Origin of the sequence: Pseudomonas sp. GZD-209 (assembly GCF_049310485.1) — a bacterium.
In the GTDB taxonomy this organism is placed as follows: domain Bacteria; phylum Pseudomonadota; class Gammaproteobacteria; order Pseudomonadales; family Pseudomonadaceae; genus Aquipseudomonas; species Aquipseudomonas sichuanensis.
The window spans coordinates 1-21,530 of sequence record NZ_JBMOWQ010000067.1 but is presented as its reverse complement, the minus strand read 5'-3'; the positions used below and the strand labels follow the sequence as shown (position 1 = coordinate 21,530).

At 65.6% G+C, this 21,530-nt stretch carries 13 protein-coding genes; 3 read left to right on the top strand and 10 right to left on the bottom strand.

The genetic code is table 11. The annotated features are described in order from the left end of the window. Nucleotides 1–3 precede the first annotated feature (3 nt). The 7 genes from ACO6VM_RS10120 to ACO6VM_RS10090 all read right to left on the bottom strand — a co-directional run bounded on the left by ACO6VM_RS10120 (nucleotide 4) and on the right by ACO6VM_RS10090 (nucleotide 15,151). Nucleotides 4–1,197 (bottom strand): acetyl-CoA C-acyltransferase, encoded by a 1,194-nt coding sequence (locus tag ACO6VM_RS10120; protein WP_401056166.1) that lies wholly within the window; start codon nucleotides 1,195–1,197, stop codon nucleotides 4–6. A gap of 12 nt (nucleotides 1,198–1,209) precedes the next feature. Beyond that, nucleotides 1,210–1,977 carry an SDR family NAD(P)-dependent oxidoreductase gene (locus ACO6VM_RS10115; protein WP_390969775.1) on the bottom strand — a complete coding sequence of 256 codons (768 nt, stop codon included), beginning with the start codon at nucleotides 1,975–1,977 and terminating at the stop codon, nucleotides 1,210–1,212. A gap of 12 nt (nucleotides 1,978–1,989) precedes the next feature. Next, nucleotides 1,990–3,636, bottom strand: a complete 1,647-nt coding sequence (locus ACO6VM_RS10110) for an AMP-binding protein (RefSeq protein WP_401056168.1) — start codon at nucleotides 3,634–3,636, stop codon at nucleotides 1,990–1,992. Between the two features lie 153 nt (nucleotides 3,637–3,789). Beyond that, a complete protein-coding gene (locus tag ACO6VM_RS10105) occupies nucleotides 3,790–8,340 on the bottom strand; it encodes an NEL-type E3 ubiquitin ligase domain-containing protein (RefSeq protein ID WP_422403221.1) in 4,551 nt (1,516 codons plus the stop codon). A gap of 281 nt (nucleotides 8,341–8,621) precedes the next feature. Further along, on the bottom strand, nucleotides 8,622–13,145 hold the full coding sequence (locus ACO6VM_RS10100; RefSeq protein ID WP_401056172.1) for an NEL-type E3 ubiquitin ligase domain-containing protein: 4,524 nt from the start codon (nucleotides 13,143–13,145) through the stop codon (nucleotides 8,622–8,624). 90 nt (nucleotides 13,146–13,235) lie between these two features. Next, nucleotides 13,236–14,246 carry an AraC family transcriptional regulator gene (locus tag ACO6VM_RS10095; protein ID WP_125464839.1) on the bottom strand — a complete coding sequence of 337 codons (1,011 nt, stop codon included), beginning with the start codon at nucleotides 14,244–14,246 and terminating at the stop codon, nucleotides 13,236–13,238. Nucleotides 14,247–14,287: 41 nt separating this feature from the next. Then, a complete protein-coding gene (locus tag ACO6VM_RS10090) occupies nucleotides 14,288–15,151 on the bottom strand; it encodes a LysR substrate-binding domain-containing protein (RefSeq protein ID WP_401056174.1) in 864 nt (287 codons plus the stop codon). 114 nt (nucleotides 15,152–15,265) lie between these two features. Here ACO6VM_RS10090 and ACO6VM_RS10085 point away from each other — a divergent pair, with 114 nt between their 5' ends. After that, entirely contained in the window at nucleotides 15,266–16,372 is a 1,107-nt protein-coding gene (locus tag ACO6VM_RS10085) for a 2-aminoethylphosphonate--pyruvate transaminase (RefSeq protein ID WP_422403220.1), read from the top strand. Nucleotides 16,373–16,406: 34 nt separating this feature from the next. Next, nucleotides 16,407–17,234 (top strand): phosphonoacetaldehyde hydrolase, encoded by an 828-nt coding sequence (gene phnX / locus ACO6VM_RS10080; RefSeq protein WP_422403219.1) that lies wholly within the window; start codon nucleotides 16,407–16,409, stop codon nucleotides 17,232–17,234. Nucleotides 17,235–17,323: 89 nt separating this feature from the next. Here phnX and chrR read toward each other — a convergent pair whose 3' ends face one another. After that, on the bottom strand, nucleotides 17,324–17,884 hold the full coding sequence (chrR, locus tag ACO6VM_RS10075) for a class I chromate reductase ChrR (protein WP_110994559.1): 561 nt from the start codon (nucleotides 17,882–17,884) through the stop codon (nucleotides 17,324–17,326). Between the two features lie 157 nt (nucleotides 17,885–18,041). On the opposite strand from chrR, the gene ACO6VM_RS10070 reads away from it, so the two are divergent. Beyond that, complete coding sequence (locus ACO6VM_RS10070; protein WP_110994558.1) at nucleotides 18,042–18,260, top strand: hypothetical protein; 219 nt, start codon at nucleotides 18,042–18,044, stop codon at nucleotides 18,258–18,260. On the opposite strand, the gene ACO6VM_RS10065 is transcribed toward ACO6VM_RS10070, so the two are convergent. Next, on the bottom strand, nucleotides 18,244–20,493 hold the full coding sequence (locus tag ACO6VM_RS10065; RefSeq protein ID WP_422403218.1) for an Orn/Lys/Arg decarboxylase N-terminal domain-containing protein: 2,250 nt from the start codon (nucleotides 20,491–20,493) through the stop codon (nucleotides 18,244–18,246). The genes ACO6VM_RS10070 and ACO6VM_RS10065 overlap by 17 nt on opposite strands. Before the next feature lie 138 nt (nucleotides 20,494–20,631). After that, nucleotides 20,632–21,387: a DNA polymerase III subunit epsilon gene (dnaQ, locus tag ACO6VM_RS10060; protein ID WP_401056183.1), complete on the bottom strand. Its 756-nt coding sequence runs from the start codon at nucleotides 21,385–21,387 to the stop codon at nucleotides 20,632–20,634. Nucleotides 21,388–21,530 lie beyond the last annotated feature (143 nt).

Here is a 21,530-nt window from a genome sequence, read left to right as displayed (position 1 = left end):
ACCTCAGTACAGGCATTCGACGGCCATGGCCGTGGCCTCGCCACCGCCGATGCAGATGGCCGCCACGCCACGGCGCAGGTTGTTCTGGCGCAACGCCGACAGCAGGGTCACCAGGATGCGTGCGCCCGAGGCGCCGATCGGGTGGCCCAGGGCACAGGCGCCGCCATGGATGTTGACCTTGTCGTGGGGCAGGTCGAGGTGCTTCATGGCCGCCAGGGTGACCACGGCGAAGGCCTCGTTGATCTCGAACAGGTCGACCTCTGCCAGGTTCCAGCCGGTGCGTTTCATCAGCTTGTCGATGGCGCCGATGGGGGCGGTGGGGAACAACGCCGGGGTGTCGGCGAAAGCCGCGTGACCGTGGATCACCGCCAGCGGCTTGAGGCCGCGTTTCTCGGCCTCTGAGCGACGCATCAGCACCAGTGCCGCGGCGCCGTCGGAGATCGAGCTTGAGTTGGCCGCGGTCACGGTGCCGCCTTCGCGGAAAGCCGGCTTGAGCTGCGGGATCTTGTCCAGGCGCGCTTTCGGCGGCTGTTCGTCATCCTTGATCACGCGTTTTTCCCTGCCCTCGGTGACTTCCACCGCAACGATCTCGGCAGCGAAGCGGCCGTTCTTGATGGCGTCCTGGGCCCGGGTCAGCGAGGTGATGGCGAAGTTGTCCTGTGCCTCACGGCTGAATGCGCCGTTCTGCGCGCAGTCCTCGGCGAAGGTGCCCATCAGCCGGCCCTTGTCGTAGGCGTCTTCCAGGCCGTCCATGAACATGTGGTCGATGATCTTGCCGTGGCCCATGCGGTAGCCGCCACGGGCCTTGTCCAGCAGGTAGGGCGCATTGGTCATGCTCTCCATGCCACCGGCGACGATCACCTCGGCGCTGCCGGCCAGCAGTTGGTCATGGGCCAGGATCGCCGCCTGCATGCCCGAACCGCACATCTTGTTCAGGGTGGTGCAGGTGGTGTGCTTGTCCAGGCCGGCGCCCAGCGCGGCTTGGCGTGCCGGAGCCTGGCCCTGCCCGGCCGGCAGCACGCAGCCGAACAACACTTCCTGGACACTGGCGGCATCGATGCCGGCGCGCTCCACGGCGGCGCGGATCGCCGCGCTGCCCAGTTGCGGCGCGGTCAGGCTCTTGAGGTCGCCCTGCAGGCCGCCCATGGGCGTGCGCACGGCGCTGACGATAACGATCGGGTCATTGGCGAGGGTCATGTTCATTGCTCCTTATTTGGCAGCCATGCGCAGCGCGCCGTCGAGGCGGATCACCTCGCCGTTGAGCATGCTGTTCTCGATGATGTGGCGGGCGAGCGCGGCGTATTCCTGCGGGCGGCCCAGGCGCGGCGGGAATGGCACCCCGGCAGCCAGGGACGCGCGCACTTCCTCGGTCATGCCGGCCATCATCGGGGTTTCGAAGATGCCCGGGGCGATGGTCATCACGCGGATACCGAAGCGCGCCAGTTCACGGGCAGCCGGCAGGGTCAGGCTGGCGATCGCGCCTTTGGACGCGGCATAGGCGGCCTGGCCGATCTGGCCATCGTAGGCGGCAATGGAGGCGGTGTTGATGATCACCCCACGCTCACCGCCTTCGTCGGCCTGGCCCTCGGCCATGGCCGCGGCAACCAGGCGCAGCAGGTTGAAGCTGCCGATCAGGTTGACGTTGATGACCTTGGCGAAGCTGCCCAGGGCGTGCGGGCCGTTCTTGCCCAGCACTTTCTCGGCACCGACGATGCCCGCGCAGTTGACCAGCCCGTGCAGGCTGCCGAAGGCGCTGACGGCGGCATCGACCGCTGCCTTGGCGGCCTGCTCGTCGCTGATGTCGGCCACCGCGAAGCGGGCGTTGTCACCCAATTCACGGGCCTTGGCCTCGACGGCGGCGGCGTTCAGGTCGACCAGCATGACCTTGGCGCCAGCCTCGATGAGCATGTGCGCGGTGGCGGCGCCCAGGCCCGAGGCCGCGCCGCTGACGATGAAGTGCTTGTTCTGGATATGCATGTCGGGTTTCCTTCAGGCGCCCGCAGCGATCGGCTGCGCAGCTTGTTGTTTGGCGATTTCCTGGTTGCGCAGGATGAAGCGTTGCAGCTTGCCGCTCGGGGTCTTGGGCAGCTCGCCGACGAATTCGATTTCACGCGGGTAGGCGTGGGCGTACAGGCGCTGGCGCACGTGCTGGCGCAGGGTTTCCTCAAGCTCGGGGCTGCCCGCGTAACCCTTGGCCAGCACCACGAACGCCTTGATCAGCTCGGTGCGCTCCGGGTCGGGCTTGCCGATCACCGCTGCCTCGATCACCGCCGGGTGTTCGATCAGCGCGCTCTCCACGTCGAACGGGCCAACCCGATAGCCGGAGGTGGTGATCACATCGTCGCTACGGCCGACGAAACTGATGCTGCCGTCCTGGTTGAGCTCGACGGTGTCACCGGACAGGTAGTACTTGCCGACGAAAGCCTTGGTCGGCAAGCCGTGATAGCCGGCGAACCAGCACAGCGGCGACTGCTCGCGATCCACCGCAAGAATGCCCGGCTGGCCGGCGGGCAGCTCAAGGCCCTGCTCGTCCACCACCACGATGCGGTGGCCGGGGATGGCGAAACCGGCCGAGCCCAGGTGCACCGGATGCTCCAGCGCGTGGTGGTTGCACAGCACCATGCCCAGTTCGGTCTGGCCGTAGTGATCGTGAATGGTCACCCCCAGCTCGTCGGCGAACCAGCGGATCACCTCGGGGTTGAGCGGCTCGCCCGCGCTGCTGACCACCCGCAGGCGGCCCTTGACCGGTGCCGAGAACTGCTCCCCGGCGGCGATCAGCAGGCGGTAGGCGGTGGGTGAACCGGCCAGGTTGGTGATGCCCAGCTTGTCGATGATCCGCGCACAGCTGTCGACACTGAACGGGCCGTCGTAGAAGGTGGTGGCGTGCCCCAGGGACAACGGGCCGGTGACGGCGTAGTAGAGACCGTAGGCCCAGCCCGGATCGGCCAGGTTCCAGAAGCGGTCGTCCGGCCGCAGGTCGATGGCCTCGCGCATGTAGCCCTGGAAGGCGACGATGGCGCGCAGCGGTACTTCCAGCGGCTTGGCCGGGCCGGTGGTGCCGGAGGTGAACATCAGCAGGAAGGCATCGTCACCGGTACGCATCACGGGCTCGCAGTGACTGTCCGCCGCGTCGAGGGCCTGGTGAAAGTCCAGCTCGCCAGCGCGCGCACCGACCGTGATGAGTACCGGGCAGTCGGCGACGTCATCGAGCTTGGCGCGGTTGTTGCGGTCAGTGACCACCAGCCGGGCTTGGGATTGTTCGAGGCGATGCTCGATGGCCTTGGGGCCGAAGGCGGTGAACAGCGGCTGATAGACCGCGCCCACTCGCCAGGTGGCGAGGATGGTCACCAGCAGTTCAGGCGTGCGCGGCATGAGCCCGGCCACCCGATCACCCGCGCCGACACCTTGGGCCTTGAGCACATTGGCCAAGCGTGCCGCCATACCCTGCAACTGCTCGAATGTGTAGCGGCCGCTGTTGCCGTCACGATCCTCCCAGATCAGGGCGGCTCGGTCGCCACCGACATGCCGGTCGCAGCACTCGACGCAGGCATTCAGAGCGTCAAGGGTGCCGTGCAAGGCCGCTTGCACGGCCTGGGCATGATCGAATGAACGGGCGGCCTCGGCGTAATCGCGCATCGTCGGACTCCTGGATTGTTATTGTTGGAGTGCTTCATCGGTCCGACGATGTTCGCGCCGCTGTCAGTCGGCAGCAATGGCCAAAGGCGTCAATCTGGATGACCGGTTTGGCCGCTGCGCAAGGCTGACGAGCCAGGGGCGAGCAAACCGTCATCAGCGCTCGCCGGGCGCCTCCCTGGCCAAGGCCTCCCGGGTCAAGCGCAGGTACCAGGCCTGCTCGGCCTCCAGCAGCGTCTGACGCAGCGTGCCAGCCTGCGCAAGGTATTCACCCTCATTGATTTCACCCGCTATCCGCCGCTCATCCAGCCGCTCCAGGTCAGCGAAGAACGGTTCCTGGGCCTCATCCAGGCTGGCCGCATGCTGCTGTTTCAGGTACGCCTGCCAGAAATCGCGCTGGCTGATGAAGCGTGCCAGTCCTTCACCATCCGCCTCGGCGGCACGTACGCTGCGCTCGGCATCCGCGAGTTGCTCGTCGTTGACGTGAGCCATGGCCCTGAACTGCATGGTCCTGGGTTGGCGCGGCAATGACAGGCGCTCGGCAAGACCGACCCGGTAGGCCAGGTCCACTTCGACCTCATCGACGCTTTCATCCGGGTACTGCCTGCGCAAGGCACGCTCCACCCGTGGCAGGTCGGCACGGGCATAAGCCTGGACCTGTTCCAGGCGGAACAGCCGCCGCGCCATCTCCAGGCGCCTGCCCTCAGCCTGCCCGGCGTCTGCGTGACGCACCATCTGCGCCACCTGGACACGCACCTCCAGCGCGCTGAAGCAGCCGATCACACTGTCCACGCAGGTACGTCCCGAACCCGCCCAGTTGAACAGCTCCTCGCGCAGCGTGCTCTGCTGCGACGCGGCCTCGATCATGTCCCACAAGCGGTTGCCAAGGTCTTCGCGGGCTTCACGATAGTCACTGGTGCCGGTGAGTTCGGCGAACAACTGGAACAGCGCCTCACTCTCGGGCTCGGCGGCCAGCAGGTCCCATTGCTGCTGGCGCCGCTCACGCAGCACTTCATCCTCACTCTCCACCCAGATCTGCCGGGCCTGCTCCACGGTGACCTCCTGCGTGCCGCCAGCGGCACCCTCGATGACCGGCTCGAGCACGGCGCTGGCTGGCTGCATCAGCCGAGCATGGGCGCTGGCGGGCAAGGGGTTGCCGGCCAGCAGCAAGGCCCGCCGGAAGCTATACGGTGTCTGGAAAACGATCGGTTGCAGCGTGGCGATCTGGTTGTCACGCAGATCCGCCAGTTCGAGGTAGCCGGACCACAGCAAGCCCGCAGGCATACGCTGCAGCCGACAGTTTCGCGCATGCAACTCTCGCAGGCGGCGCAGCTCGTCCAGCGGCAGGTCGACAGGCCCCAGCGGATTGTCGCTGACATCCAGCAGCCGCAACTGCCCAAGGGTCTGGATCACAGCCAAAGACGGCTCGTCCAGACGAATACGGTTGTTGTTCAGCCGAAGCTCATGCAGGCGGGTCATCGAACCCAGCCCGTTTGGCAACTGGGTCAGGCGGTTGTTGCTCAGGTTGCACCAGCGAGTATTGGGAAAGCATTGCAAGAAGCGTGTCGGCAGTGACTGAAGCTCCAGCTGGACAAGCACCAGTTCGGTAACCTGGAGGAAGCTCACGCCCGCAGGTATCTCGGGCAAGCCATGGGCGGGCACCCCGACCAGGCTCAGGCGCATGCCGAAACCGGTGCCCTGGCTGTCGACCAGCCGCTCTGCGCGCAACTGCCACGCACGGCTGATGTCCTGGGCGACGCGCTGGCGCGCCGCTCGATGTTCGGCCTGTTCGCTGATCCACGCCTGCAGGCTCTCATGCAGATCGCGGTACTGCTGCTCATGGCGCAGCAGACGGCTGAACGCCTGCGTATGCGATTGCCGGTAGTCCGCCATCCAGGCTTCCAGTTCGGCCTCTTCGATGCCAGGGTACAGCGCGCGCACCCGTGCGCGGAATGTGCTTTGCATCGCCTGCGTGGGGTTGCCACGCCCATTGAGCGGATAACCCACGCGCCCATCCGGCATGCGTCTGCCAGGGTTGAACCAGGGTCGGGCGGGTAAAATGCCAACGGATACCGCAACGTCTCGACGCGAGGACGGCAACGACTGCTGCAGCATCTGGCGCACCTTGGCCGGGGCGTCATCCCCGGTCCAGCCCAGGCGTTGCCGATCGCTCGGCGCCAGCATGGCCAGCAGCACCTGCTCCCAGCCCCTGGGCTCGTCTACCTCGACTTGCGAGGCGCGGCCGTCGTTGTACAACCGGTAGCGCCCCTCATTGCGCACCAGGGTGGTCAACAGCCCTGGCTGCCCTTCAGGGAAGATGAGCCCCAGGCGGCGCCCGCTGTCGCTGCCCTGGCGTATTTCCAGATTGATGCCTTGCGGCCATGCAGCCTGGCGCGAAAGCAGCGAAAGCGCCAGGGCGCAGGTTTCGTCGCAGTGGCTGTCTTGCAGGTAGAACCCTTCCAGCGCGCGGGTCAGCCGCGCTTCGCGCAGCAGTTCACGGGCCTTTTCCGCCAGTGCCAGCGGCACTCGCCGCGCCTCGGTCATGCGCTGGCGCTGAGCCGTCGTGGCTTCGCCGAGCACGGCGGCGGCATAGGCGTCGGGCAAACCTGGAAAGTCACGCTGGATCAGGCCCAGCAACGCGTCTGGGGGGACGTAGCGGACCGCGAAATGCTCGAGCAGCCTGCCACGCAAGGCTCGGGCGTGCAGCAGTATCGCCTCACGCTGCTCGACCTCCGGCAGCCCCGCGATCTCGGGCTGGTGCAAGCACCACGCGAAGTACTCGCGGGATCGGGACGGCACCTCGCCCCTGCCCAGCGCCGTGAAAAAGGCTTCGATGGCGTCACTCACCTCGAACCGTTCAAGGGTGTCGCGCAAGGTGACGGGCAACGGGCGGTTTTCCACCAGCAATCCACGCAGACCGTCTTCGTCGATACCGGCGACTTTGAGGATCTGCGCCACCCGCGCTGGCGAACGGGCCTGCGCCGCTGGCCACAGCACCCCCAGCATGCGCCCGCTGCCGCTCCACGCCTGAGGCTCAGCATGAGCAAGACGCCAGGCACGTTCGCCGTTGCTGACCAGCTCGGGCCCATAGGCGGCGGCATTGCCGGGGTGACGCAGGGACCAGTTGGCACCGGGGCGGGCCTGGTGAACCTCATAGTAGCCATCCGCATCTCGCCACCAATGGCGTTGCCCATCGCCGTAAAGGCCACGCTCGGTGAGTCTGGCGCTGCCTGGCAGGCTCGCAGTGCGGTAGGGCTGCAGATCGCCCGACCACAACCGTTCCTTGCCCGGCATGACCGTGACCGGCTTCAGGCCGTCGACGAAGGCGCTGCCGACGAAGCGTCGCGCCGCCACCGCGCCGCCGACCATCAGGGTGTTGCCGGCGACTGTCTGCGCCACGTTCAGCAGGTGCTCCAGGGCTTCGTGGTCACGCCCCCTGTGCCAGTCGGCAAATCCCTCATATACCTCCGCCAGGGTTTCCTGAAGCATCTTCGCCAGTAGCAGTTCACCCACCCCCGGCACGAAGAATGCTGCCAGGTTGAGCAGCGTCAGGCCCACCTCTTGCAGTTGTTCACGCCGCCGCCTGGACGCTGCGGCATCGACCTGTCGCGTGGGCACCACCAACAGGCACGCATCCTCCAGGATGCGCTCGACCTTTCGCGTGGCCAGGGCAGCAAAAGCGTCGAATCGGCTCACCTTGCCCTGGGGTTGCATGTCAGGGGTTCTGTCCCGCACCCGGGTTCGTAGCGTCGCGATGAACGCCGCCCGCTTGCCGATCGCCACACGTAGCGCCAGGTACCCCTGGAATGCCGGCTGCTTCGCCAGGCTGCCCAAGCCGGTATTCATGTGCGCCCAGGAGTCGTAGCGTTTCAACACAGCCTGCGGGGCGCCAGGCAGATAGCACACCACCCCCTTGATAACAGTGCCCGCCAGATCATCGCTGAGGACGAACAGCAACGCCCCATCGATCGGGCAACCCAGCAGGTCCAGCGCCTGCACGCTGATGAACGCGCTGTCCGGATGGGTGATCAATTGCCCGTCACTGGCCTTGAGCAACAGGCTCAATACGTCTTCGTCTATTTGCTGCTTCATCGCTGCAATCTGAGCTGCAACACCCAGACCCAGACGCCCGTCGTCGGCCATCTGTTGCCGTAAATCGGCATCGAGCCTGGCTTGCAGATGCTCCTGGTAGCGCTTACCGACGTCCAGCGAACGACACTGCTCCACCAGTTTGTCCAGCGCCACCGTCAACGGCAGGTCCGGGCCCTCCCCCTGCAGCGCGGCACCTTGGGCAAACCCGGTGCCTGGGAAAAACGACTGGCCTTGCTCGAAGTTCTGCAGCAATCGCTGCAGCGCCGGCTCTCGCAGCGTGACCCGGGTTATCGTGCCGCCTGGCCTGGAAAGCTCGGGGAGGAACGGCGAAGTGTCACGCTTGAACCCCTGGAAAACCTCCTCCCAACGCAGGATCTCCAACGACTGCGTGATACCCAGCCCGCGCGACAGCATGTGCTCGAACAGTGGCCGGGCGAAATCGTTCGGCGACTCGATCTGGCGCCAGGCCTCGGCAAGCCGATCCTGGGTCGTTCGGTGTGCCAGGAAGCGCGTCCGCAGGGCTTGCAGCTGATCGACACTGGCGGATCTGAGCCATGCAGGCAGTTGCTGTGCAATGAACGCGTCTGTAGCGGAAGGTGGGGGCGTGCCGGACATGGTTGTCGCTTCCTGAGGGATGGAAGCGACAACCCTGCCCGCTTTACGTGCGGCGGATCAGCGGGAAACACGCCCGTTCGGGCGTTGCACGCTAGGTCTTGTACGAAACGTATGGTTATCCATCGTTATGGGAGCTGCGGTGCGCCGATGCGACTTGTCCCGCGATCTGCCGCAACGCGGCAGCAAAGCCCGAATTCACGGCGTATTTGATATCGGGCACAGAAGCGCTTCGCACTCCATCGCGGGGCAAGCCCGCTCCCACAAAACTTTTCGTATAGAGCCTAGGTGAGCGAGCCATCGGCCTCACGCTCGAGTGCCTCCTCGGTCAGCCGCAGCGCCAAGGTCTGTTCTGCCGAAGCACGCCCACTGACCAGCGCATCCCAGCGTTCACGGTATGCCTGGCTGTCCAAGGCCGAAGCTTCATCATCCAGCGCGCTTCCATACCGCGAGAACGTCTCTGCCACTGCCGAAAAAGCAGCGCCATGGCGCTTTTCCAGGTAGGTGCGCCAGAAATCCCGCCCACTGATGCTTTGCGCCAGCGCCGGGGACGCCTCTGCCGCCCTCACTTCTGCCAACGCCTCGGCCTTTTGCGTCGCATCGATATGCGAAAGGCTCTCGAAGCGCAAGTTGCGCGGCTGGTTCGGCAAGTTCAACTCGCTGGCCAGCGAGGTGCGATAGCCGAGGATCACCTGCAGTGCATCGACGCCTGCCGATTGCGGATCTTCAGCGCGTAGCGCCGCTTCCTGCTGACGAACGTCCTCGGCGGCGATTTCGTCCAGCTTGTCCAATCGGAACAATTGCCTCGCCAACAACAGCAGCCCGTCACCACCTTCGCCCAGAGCACCAAGGACGTTGGCCTTGTACACCAGTTCGTGGATCATCAAGCGGCTGAAGCGCTCCACATGGCTGTCATGACAGCCGCGCACCTCATCGGCGTGCAAGAAGATCTCCTCACGCAGTTGCGCATCCTCATCCATGCTCTCAAGCAACGGCCAGAGTTGCTCGGACATGTAGCCCGGCGCTCGCACGAAATCCGGGGTCGACGTCAGGTTGCGCAGCAACTCGAACAGGCCAGCGCTGCCGGGCAGTGCTTCCAGCCGTGTCCACAACTGCATGCGGGCCTGGTCCTCGCGCGTGTCCTTGTCCAGCGCCAGCCAGCGCCGCATGATCACCCCCGGCTCGGGGGCCTTGTCTTCATCCTCTTCCAGCTCCAGCAGATGCGCGTGCTGCGTATCGATCCGGTACAGACGCTCCATCGCTTGGTGGTCCAGCGGATTGCCTACAAGGTTCAGGCGCCGCCGGAACGACCATGGCTGGACAGCCAGTGCGTCCGACACACTGCTGATGCGGTTGTTGCTCAGGTCAGCTATGCGCAGGAGCGCGCAGTGCTCGATACCGTCAGGCACTTCGCGCAACCCGCACCCTCTGGCGCGAAGCGTCGTCAACTCAGGCAGACGGTCGAAACGCAACGGCAACCGGCGAATCGGGTTGAGGCTCAGATCCAGGACCTGCAAGTTGCCCAGACCGGCCAGCACCTGCTGGTCACTGTCGCTCATGCGCACCTGGTTCGACAGCAGCAGCAGGCTGCGCAGGCCAGTGAGCCGGGCAAGCGAAGGCGGTATTGCGCTGATCCGATTGCTGTTGAGGTTCAGCACACTCAGGGAGTCGAAGACATGCAGGAAGTTGCCACTCACCGCCGTCAGCCCCATGCGCACCATCGTCAGCTCGGTGACGTGGCTCAAATCGATATCCGCCGGCAACTCCGGCAGACTGCCGATACGCCAGCCGCTGATGTCCAGACGCATGCCGTCGGCCCGCCTTTGCGCGCCACGCGCAACCTCCCCCTCGAAACGCCAGATGGCGCGCAAGCGGTTGGCGAACTGCACACGCACCCGACGAACCTGCAGTTCCGTATTGGCGTGGGTCCAGCGCCGCAGTACTTCGTCAAGGTCGGCGTAATTGCGCTCCTGCCGGGCGATCGCTTCGAAGGGCAGCTCATAGTCACGCTGCAAACCCTGAACATAGCCTTCCACTTCACCGGCATCGAAACTGGGGTACAGCATCCGTACTCGCTGTCGCAACCGCTCGGTGGACGGACGTGAGGAGCGCCCCCCGAGTTCATAACCGACACGCCCATCGGCCAGGCGCCGGCCCGGGTTGAACCACGGCGTGGACACGCGCCAGCCCAGTCGCGCCAGCACACTGCTGCGTGTCGCCGGCAACTGCTCGATCAGCGCATTGCGCAACTGCTCGGCAAGGTCGCTGTCGTCGAACTTCAGGGCCCTGCGGTCCGATTCTTTGAGCAAGGCCGCAAGTGCCTCGAACAGGCCGCCGGGCTCCGCCACATCCTCCTCCCGCGGGCGGCCTGCACCATCGTAGAGCCAGAAGCGCCCGTTGCGGGTGAACAGCACGATGCGCCCGGCACTCGGCCCTTGCGGATCGAGAATCGCCAGCGTGGCGCCGTTCTCGGAACCTTCATGCAGCTCCAGGTTGAGGCGTTTGGGCCAGCCGGGCAGGCGCCCGAGCAATGCGATGACCAGTTCGGCCGTCTCGCTGGAGCAAGCGCTGCGCAGGTACAGGCCCTCCACGGCACGGTTGGCGCGCGACAGCTCGAGCAAGGCCCGGGCCCGCTTGCCCAACGCGAAGGGCAGGCGCGCTTCGGCCAGTGCCTGCTCCTCCACCTCAGGATCGACGTCACGTGCGACCTCCTCGACATACGCACGGGGCAACCCGGGGAAATCGCGCCGCACAAGGGCCGCCAAGCCCTGCGGCGGCGCAGCCTGGGTGGACAGATGCTCAAGCAGTGCGCCCTGCAACTCGGCCTGCCGTCCGGCAAGCTCCTCGGCAATGGCGGCATCGTCCAGGCCTTGCATGTCGTCACGGCTCCTGCACCACGCCAATACCTGGTCATCCTCAAGGCTCGAATCAGGCAGGCGCAGGGCAACGAAGAGTTTCGTCAGCCTGGCGTCGGCCTCGAAACGCCGAAGGGTGTCACGCAGGTTGACCGGGGTGGGACGGTTTTCCACCCACAACCCCCGCAGCTCATCCTTGTCCATGCCCGCCGTCCTCAGGATGCGCTCGGCCTGCACGGCATCGAACGGAGGTTCATGGGGCCAGAGCCGGTTGAGCATGTCGGTGCTGTCATCCCACTCCAGCGGTCGTTCCTGGCGCAAGCGCCATCCCCGCTCGCCGTTGTGTTCCAGCGGCGGCTCGTAGGCATCCTCTGCATCGGGATGGCGCAAGCGCCAGGCCTGGCCCGGCGCAGGCTGATGCACTTGGTAGTAGCGAGTACCGATGCGCAGCCAGCGCTTCTGCGCGTGCGCGTACAGACCATCCTGCCCAAGCGTCGCCGGGCCCGGGTCCGACTCGTAGACACTCAAGTCGTCGCTCCACAAGCGTTCGCCGCCCCCCGAGAGCGGTACCGGTTCCAGGGCGTCGACAAACGCGCTGCCCTGGAAACTGCGCGCCACCGCGCTGGCGCCGGCCACCGTCGCCCCGGTGACGAACACGGTTTGCGCCACATGCAGCAAGTGCTCCCTGGCCTCATGCTGATGGCCTTCGGACCAGTCCTCGATACCGGTATAAACTTCGCCGAGCAGGTCGGCGACCAGCTTGCCGAACAGCACCAGGCCGACAACCGGCACCGCCAGGCCGACCAGGCCGAGTGCCGCCCAACCGACTGACTTCCAACGTTCCAGGCGTTGCTCGGCGGCCTTGTGGTCGACTGCCTCGTTCGATACCAGCAGTACCCGCGCATCCGTCTCGAAACGCTCGACCTGGGACTGCGCCAGCGCCGCGAAGATATCGCCAACCGCCACCGCCCCTTGCACCTCGAGATCAGGCACATCGTCCTTCAGGCGCGTGGTGAGGGTAGTGACGAATTCCGCGCGTTGGTCGAGGCCGACCAGCGGGTAGAACTGCTGGCGCACATCGGCCCGACTCAGCTCAGTGGCCAGGAATGCTTGCAGCTGCAACTGCGAATCGAACCGTCGCAGGGGGCGTTGCCGGTCAGTGGGCAGGTACAAGAGCACGCCACTGTCCTCTCCCTTGTCGTTGCGCAGCTGGATCTTCAGGCCGTTGGCGATCTTGCAGCCGAGCAACTGCAACTCACCGGCGTAGGCAACCAGCGGTGCCGAGGACGCGTGCGGCGCCGAGGACAGCAGGCGGCCCAAGGCAGCATGCTCCTCGGCACTGATCCAGCCCTGCATGAGCCCCAGCTCGCAACTCAGGGCGAAGCCCGTGCGGTGGTGCGCCGCAAGCAACGCGCGAGCCTTGCTGGTAAAGGCTTGCTGCAACAACTCTTGGTAGCGTTTGCCCACCTCGAGTGCCCTGACCCGCGTGACCAGCGTGTCCAGGTCCTCGAACAGCAGCGTTTCACTTGCACTGGCGGTCAGCCCGCTCCCCTCGTAGAACGAAGCATTGGCGGCGAACCCCTGCATCAGCCGCAGCAATGCCGGATAGCGCAAGTAGTGGATCTCGTCCTCAGGCAGACGGCCACCCAAGGGCACTCGAAACCGGCGCCTGACCTCCAGCCAGTCGAGCTTGGCGAGCGCCGGGCCAGCGGGCAGCAGTTTGCCGATCAAAGGTTCGAATGCCTGCTCGGCGAAGCGTTGCGGCGACATCAGCGACCGCTCGAGTGCCGCCAGTGCCTTGCCGCTGTCGGCGTGCGCCTTGAAGCGTGAGGACAGCGTGCGGACCTGCTCGGCCGATCCTGTACGCAGCCAGGCCGGCAACTTCGCGGCGATGAAGCCATCGGTCAACTGTTCGGGAGTCAGGGGAGTGGTGGTTGGAGTTGTAACTGCCATGGGTTGGACGACCTGCATGATTAAGGGACGTCCACCCTCTACAGCCTCAGCGTTCGATCACAGCGGGAAACGCCGTCACCTGTTCGAACGCTACCCCTGCATGACCAGTTGCCGGTAGTGCCCTGGATTGCAGCCGAACCACTTGCGAAACGCCTTGTAGAACGAGCTGCTGTCGGCAAAGCCCAGGCGTTCGGCGATATCCCCCATGGCGGGCTCGACCTCGCCCAGCCAGGTCACGGCCAATTCACGGCGCACGCTGTCCTTCAGGCCTTGGTAACTTTGCCCTTCGTCCGCCAGGCGACGTCTGAAGGTCGACGGCGACAGGCACAAGCGCCGGGCCAGGCTTTCGGCATCGGGCCATTGTGCGGGCGCCAGTTGCAGCAAGTCGTGGCGAATGCGCCGGGCCAGGCTGGCCGGGTCGCGGTACTTGACCAGGATGTTGCCCGGCGCCTCGGCGAGGAAACGCTGCAGCTCCTCAGGCGTGCGCTTGAGCGGCAGATCGAGGCAGTCGGCGGCGATGATCATGCGCGTGCGCGGGCGCTCGAACTGCAGGTTTTCGGAGAACATCACCCGGTAATCGTCACAGAACGGCGGCTCGGCGCAGCGCAGATCGATGGCCAGGATCGGGATGCGCCGGCCCGCCAGCCAGCAGGCGACGCCGTGCACGATCATCCAGAAGGTGAAATAGGTGAAGGCCCGGCGCGGTTCATCGCGTGGTTCGTTGATGACGATCTCGGCCAGGCTTTGCTGACGCACCAGGCCCGGCTGCAGGTCTTCGAGCATCAGCCCGAGGAAGTCCAGGGCAGTGCGCAGGCCGTCGGCCAGGGTCGGTTGCATCATCGCCGCGCGGCACAGGAACGCCAGGCTGCCGCTGCGCAAGCCGCGCGGGTCCATGGCGAAGAACTCGTCGTTGCAGCGCCGCGCCAGCAGACGCCAGAGCCGGGCATAAGCGTCGGCGCTCACCCGTGCCTGGGGCAGGTCGAGGTGCTGCGCGTCGATCCCGGCGCCGGCCAGCAACGCCGCGTCCGGCTCACCCGCCGGACAGCTCTGCAACAGCGCTTCGCGCACCAGTTGCATGGAGATGGTGTCTTTCTCGCTCATCGACGATCCATTGTGCTCTGTGGCCGCCATCTTAAGGCCTGTCAGACGCTTGCAGCCAGACCAAGGAACGCCTGGATCAGGCGCAGTTCGCGGCGTCGCTCCAGGCAGCCGATCATGTGTTGGTTGACCAGCCCCGCGCCGCTCAAGGGGCGCGCCACCACCCGTGGGTCATGGGCGACCTCGGTGGACGACACCACGCCGATGCCAAGCTCGGCCGCCACTGCCTCGGTGACCGCCTCACGGCTGTCCAGCTCCAGCAGCACCCGTGGCTGCACGCGGCCCTCGGCACAGGCCTTGTCGAAGGTGCGCCGGGTGGTTGAGCTTGGCTCGCGCAATACCATGATCTGCTTGTCCAGCTCGGACAGCGGCAGGTCGCCGTCAGCCTTGGCCCAGGCATGCCCTGCCGGCAACAGCGCGCACAGGCGCGACTCGCACAGACCCTGCAGGTGCAGGCCCTTGCGCGGTTCGATCTCGGTCAGCACCGCGACATCGGCATGTTCGGACAGCAAGGCGGCCAGGGTCTCCTGGGCATTGCCCAGGCGCAGGTTGACGGTAATGCCGGGGTAGCGCTCGCGCAGCAGCGCCAGCATCGGCATCACCCGGTGCGGCCCGTCGGCGGCCACCTCCAGGCGCCCGGTCAGCAATTGGCGGTTTGCCTCGAGCATCGCCTGGGCTTCCTCGGCAAGGCCGAACATCGCCCGGGTGATGGCCGCTAGCCGAGTGCCCTCCTCGGTCAGTTCGACCCGCCGCGCGGTGCGCCGCAGCAAGGTGATCTGGTAGTGCTCCTCCAGCGCCTTGACGTGCCCGGTGACCGCCGGCTGGCTGATGAACAGGCGCTCGGCGGCGCGGGTAAAGCTGCCCTCACGGGCCACGGCATCGAAGGCGCGGAGCTGGAACAGGTTCATATCTATCGGCCTGACTTATGGCTGGCATAACGACAAACAATTTGAATGATGGACCGGCGAATTGCAACCTAGCCCCCATAAGTTTCCAGCCCACCGCATGTGAGGAACCACGGAATGAGCAACGCCCCGATCCTGCTGACCCCCGGCCCCCTGACCACCTCGATCCGCACCCGCCAAGCCATGCTGGTGGACTGGGGCTCCTGGGACCGCGACTTCAACCAGCTGACCGCCAGCGTGTGCGAGCAGCTGCTGGCGATCATCGACGGTGCCGCCAGCCACCACTGCGTGCCTCTGCAAGGCAGCGGCACCTTCGCCGTGGAAGCGGCCATCGGCACCCTGGTACCGCGTGACGGCAAGGTGCTGGTGCTGATCAACGGCGCTTATGGCCAGCGCCTGGCGAAGATCTGCAAGGTACTGGGCCGCCAGTACAGCACCTTCGAAACCGCCGAGGACCAGCCGACCACCGCCGCAGACGTCGACCGTCTGCTGGCCGCCGACCCAAGCGTTAGCCATGTGGCCCTGATCCACTGCGAGACCAGCACCGGCATCCTCAACCCGCTGGCCGAGATCGCCCAGGTGATCAAGCGCCACGGCAAACGCCTGATCATCGACGCCATGAGCTCGTTCGGCGCTCTGCCCATCGACGCCCGCGAAATCCCCTTCGAGGCGCTGATCGCAGCGTCTGGCAAATGCCTTGAGGGCGTACCGGGGATGGGCTTCGTGTTCGCCGAGAAAACCGCCCTGGCCGCCGCCGAAGGCAATGCCCACTCGCTGGCCATGGACTTGCACGACCAACACGCCTACATGGCCAAGACCGGCCAATGGCGCTTCACCCCGCCGACCCACGTGGTCGCCGCGCTGCACGAAGCACTGCAGCAGTACGCCGAGGAAGGCGGCCTGCCGGCACGGCACCAGCGCTATGCCGACAACTGCAAGACCCTGCTCGACGGCATGGCGAAGATCGGCCTGCAGAGCTTCCTTCCCGCCGAGATCCAGGCGCCGATCATCGTCACTTTCCACGCCCCCACTGATGCCCGCTACCAGTTCAAGGACTTCTACGAGCGGGTCAAGGCCAAGGGTTTCATCCTCTATCCGGGCAAGCTGACCCAGGTCGAAACCTTCCGCGTCGGCTGCATCGGCGTGGTCGGCCCGGACGGCATGCAGGCCGCCGTCAACGCCGTGGCCGAGGTGCTGCGGGAAATGGAAGTACTGGACATCTGACCCTCTGCCTACCCAACTTCAGGAAACCGCGCACATGAACTACAGCAACCCTACCCAGCTGCAAGCCGCCATCCTCGACTGGGCCGGCACCGTGGTCGACTTCGGCTCCTTCGCCCCCACCCAGATCTTCGTCGAGGCCTTCGCCGAGTTCGACGTGCAAGTGTCCATCGAAGAGGCTCGCGGCCCGATGGGCATGGGCAAGTGGGACCATATCCGTACCCTGTGCGACGTGCCGGAAATCGCCGAGCGCTACCGCAAGGTGTTTGGTCGCACGCCCACAGACGATGACGTCACCGCCATCTATGAACGCTTCATGCCCCTGCAGATCGAGAAGATCGCCGTGCATTCGGCGCTGATCCCCGGTGCGCTGGACACCTTGACCGGCCTGCGCAAAGACGGGCTGAAGATCGGTTCGTGCTCGGGCTACCCGAAGGTGGTGATGGACAAGGTGGTCGAGCTGGCCGCGCAGAACGGCTATGTCGCCGACCATGTGGTGGCCACCGACGAAACCCCGAACGGCCGCCCATGGCCGGCCCAGGCCCTGGCCAACGTGATTGCCTTGGGCATCGACGATGTGGCGGCGTGCGTGAAGGTGGACGACACCGTGCCGGGCATCCTCGAAGGCCGCCGCGCCGGGATGTGGACCGTGGCGCTGGTGTGCTCCGGCAACGCCCTGGGCTTGACCTGGGAAGGCTACCAGGCGCTGAGCGCGGATAAGCTGGAGAGCGAGCGCAAGCGGATTCACCAGCTGTTCGCCAGCTCGCGCCCGCACTACCTGATCGACACCATCAATGAGTTGCCAGAGGTGATTGCCGATATCAACCGGCGGCTGGCCAAGGGCGAGATGCCGCAAAGCGCTTGATGGCAGGTTTCATCGCGGGGCCAAGCCACTCCCACACGTTGCCAGTGCACGCTGGCGTGGGGGCTGGCTGCCCCGCGATGCTTTTCGGCTCAAACCGCCCTGTTCAACTTCACCCACGAGGCGAACTTATCGATGAAGCCCTGCAGGAACGGCCGGGTCTTGTCGCTCAATTTACCGCTGTCCTCGAACAGCGTCGCCGCCCCGCCGAGGTAAGCCTCGGGCATCTGCATGCAGGGCATGTCGAGAAACACCAGCGACTGGCGCACAGCGTGGTTGGCACCAAAACCACCGATGGCCCCTGGCGACACGCTGACCACCGCCGCCGGCTTGCCGCTCCAGGCGCTCTGCCCATAGGGCCGCGAACCCACGTCAATGGCGTTCTTCAAGCCTCCGGGCACGGAACGGTTGTACTCGGGGGTAACGAACAGCACCGCGTCGCTGCGCCGGATCTCGTCACGAAAACGCTTCCACGCCTCAGGCGGCGCCTCGGCCTCGACATCCTCGTTGTACAACGGCAAATCGCCGATCTCGACGATCCTCAGGGCAAGGCTGGACGGCGCCAGCTCAGACAGCGCGCGGGCGACCTTGCGGTTGTAGGAGTCCTTGCGCAAGCTGCCGACAACGACCGCTACCGAATAGACCTGGCTCATGGCGTTTGCATCCTCTGCGTGGGAAATGGGACGTACTAGTTATAGATGACCGTTCCTCGGCCCCTGGATTTTTTTCCGCCCGGGCAAAAACTCCCAGGCGTTTCGCTGGTCTATGGCTGCAGACATTTCCCCAACGTTTCAGAGGGTTTCACCCAAAATGGCAGCAGTAATGGTCGGCCAGTTCCACGCCCGCGACGCCGAAGGCCGTATCTATCCCGTGCACGAGTTCCAGGAGTCGACGCTCCAGGCCGACGGCAGCACCCTCGGTGCACCGATCACCACTTACCGCCTGGCCATTGGCGACCGGGTCAACTACCTGGGCGAGGACCGTTTCGAGCTGGCCCAGACCGGCGTCGAGATCATTCGCATTCCTTGATGCAGTCGACCGTGTACGCGCCGTGCTCGTGCTGCAGGCCATGCACATCGGCGACGAAGCCCGGGAAGCCCTGGTCGAAGGCCCGGGCGAACGCCAGGTAATCGATGATCGAGCGGGTCGCCTCGGTGAACCGCTCGCCCGGCATGATCAACGGGATACCCGGCGGATACGGCACCAGCATCACCGCCGCAACCCGCCCCTGCAGTTGTTCGATCGGCACCGCCTCTACCTCTTCCTTCACCATCCGGTCATAGGCCTGGGCCGGGCTCATGGCCACCTCCGGCAGTTTGGTGAACAGCCGCTTCAGCTGCTTGGCGGTGGCATTGGCGCGGTAGCAGTCGTGCAACTGCTGGCACAACTCACGCAGGCCCAGCCCCTGGTAGCGCGCAGGCTGTTCGCCAACCACACTGGGCAGGCATTGCAGCAACGGCGTATTGCCATCGTAATGGCGCTTGAACTCCAGCAGCTCGGTAAGCAGGGTGCTCCACTTGCCCTTGGTGATCCCCATCGAGAACAGCACCAGGAAGCTGTACAACCCGGTCTTCTCCACCACCAGCCCGCGCTCCCAGAGAAACTTGCTGACCACTGCCGCCGGTATGCCATGCTCAGCCAGCACACCACCGGCGTTGAGCCCGGGCATGACCAGGGTGACCTTGAGCGGGTCGAGCAGCACGTAGTCGTCCGCCACCTCGCCAAAGCCATGCCACTCGGCCCCCGGCTGCAACAGCCAGTCCGCGGCCGCCAGGCGCTGGGTGCCCTCGGTCGCCGGAGGCTGCCAGATGCCGAACCACCAGTCGTCGGCGGCGATGTGCTCGCGCAGGTTGGCCAGGGCCCGGCGAAAGCTCAGCGCCTCGTCGAACATCTCCTGCAGCAGCGAACGCCCGGCCGGGCCTTCCATCATCGCCGAGGCCACGTCCAGCGAGGCCAGGATGCTGTACTGCGGTGAGGTGGAGATATGCATCATGAACGCTTCATTGAAACGGTCGCGGTCAAGCGCACGGGTGGCGCCATCCTGCACATGGATCATCGACGCCTGGCTGAAGGCAGCCAGCAGCTTGTGGGTGGAATGGGTGCTGAACAGCAGCGGGCCATCGTCGGCCTTGGGCGTGCCCATGGCATAGCGGCCGGTGAAGAAATCGTGGAAGGCGGCGTAGGCGAACCAGGCCTCGTCGAAATGCAGCACCTCGACACTGGCGCCAAGGGCCTGCTTGATCAAGCCCGCGTGGTAGCACAGCCCGTCGTAGGTAGAGTTGGTCACCACCGCCAGCCTGATCTTCGCGGCCCGGCCCTGGGCCAGCGGATGGGCCTGGATCTTCGCCTGGATCGATTCGGCGCTGAACTCGCTGAGCGGGATCGGCCCGATGATGCCCTGTTCGTTGCGCTCCGGGCACAGGTAGATGGGGATGGCGCCGGTCATGATGATCGCGTGCACCACCGACTTGTGGCAGTTGCGGTCCACCAGCACCAGGTCATCGCGCCCAACCATGGCGTGCCAGACGATCTTGTTGGCGGTGGAGGTGCCGTTGATCACGAAAAAAGTGTGGTCGGCGCCAAAATTGCGCGCCGCGCGGGCCTCGGCTTCGGCCAGGGGGCCGGTGTGGTCGAGCAGCGAGCCAAGTTCGGGCACCGAGACCGACAGGTCCGAACGCAGGGTGTTCTCGCCGAAGAACTGGTGGAATGCCTGCCCCACCGGGCTCTTGCGGTACGCCACGCCACCGCCGTGGCCCGGTGTATGCCAGGAATAGTTCGATTGCGCGGTGTGCTGCACCAGTGCCTTGAAGAACGGCGGCAGCAGGCCATCGAGGTAGTTGTGCGCAGCCCGGGCCACCTGGCGAGCGAGAAAGGGCACGGTGTCTTCGAACAGGTAGAGGATGCCGCGCAGCTGGTTGAGCTCGCTCATGGCCTCGGCGGGGGCGTTTTCCAGGGTGACCTGCTCGCCCAGGGCGAAGATCGGCAGGTGCGGCGCACGCAGGCGCGCCAGGCGGATCAGCTCGGCCATGTGTTGCAGCAGGTGGTTGTTGTCACCGGCCCCTTCGGCGCCGATCAACATGCAGGCCAGCCCGTGGTGGGTGGCGGCGACCAGACGCGCCTCGGTGTAGTCGGCGGCGGCGAGGATGCTGAAACCGTCCTGGGCCAGCTCGGCGGCGATGCCGCGCACCCGCTCGCCGGCAACGCTGTCAGCCTTGATCGCCCGGTGGACGATGAGGATGGGGAACTTGAGGTCCTTGTACATCAGGCGGCTACCCTCTCGGGACGGTTTCCCTCAGGGTAGTCGAGCCTGGTGTTGCCGATGCGGACGCTATCGCGGGGTGATCTACCAAGGCTCAGTGTTCAATCCGTGGGAGCGGGCTTGCCCCGCGATGTTTTTGACTCAGCCTGCCGCCGGCTCGGTCAACGCCTGCCACATGGCCGGCCCACCGGCCGACTTGGCGACCGCCGCCAGGCGCTCGGCATGGGCTTGCAGCTCTTCCTCGCTGGCCATGATCACTCGCCCTGGCGCACGGCCGGCGATACGGCGAATCTCGCTGCCGGTACTGCCTTGGCCGTCTTCATCGCCCGCAGCATCACCGGCCAGCGACAGGCTGGTCTGCCCACCGGTCATCGCCAGATAGACGTCAGCCAGCAGTTCCGAGTCGAGCAATGCGCCGTGCAGATCACGGCCGGAGTTGTCGATGCCGTAGCGTTTGCACAGGGCATCGAGGCTGTTGCGCTGCCCCGGGTGGCGCGAGCGCGCCATCATCAGGGTGTCGAGAATCGGGCAGTGCTGCGAGATATCGGCGCGGTCGTGCTGGCCCAGCAGGGCGAATTCGTTGTTGATGAAGCCAACGTCGAACGCCGCGTTGTGGATGACCAGGGTGGAGCCCTGGATGAATTCGAAGAACTCCTCGGCCACATCGGCGAAACGCGGCTTGCCGACCAGGAAGGCATCGGTGATGCCGTGGACGTTGATGGCGCCCTCATCACTCTCGCGGTCGGGTTGCAGGTAGACGTGGAAGTGCCGCCCGGTCAGGCGTCGGCCCACAACCTCGACACAACCGATCTCGATGATGCGGTGGCCGTCGGCCACTGGCATACCCGTGGTTTCGGTGTCGAGGATGATGAACCGTTTGTCTTGCTGCTGCTCCACGCGGGGACTCCAACATGCGGTGCTTGAATTCAGGGCGCGAGTATACCGGACTCGGGGCCGCTTTGCGGCCCTTCGCGGCTAAAGCCGCTCCCACAGTGGACCGCATAGAACCTGTGGGAGCGGCTTTAGCCGCGAAGGGCTGC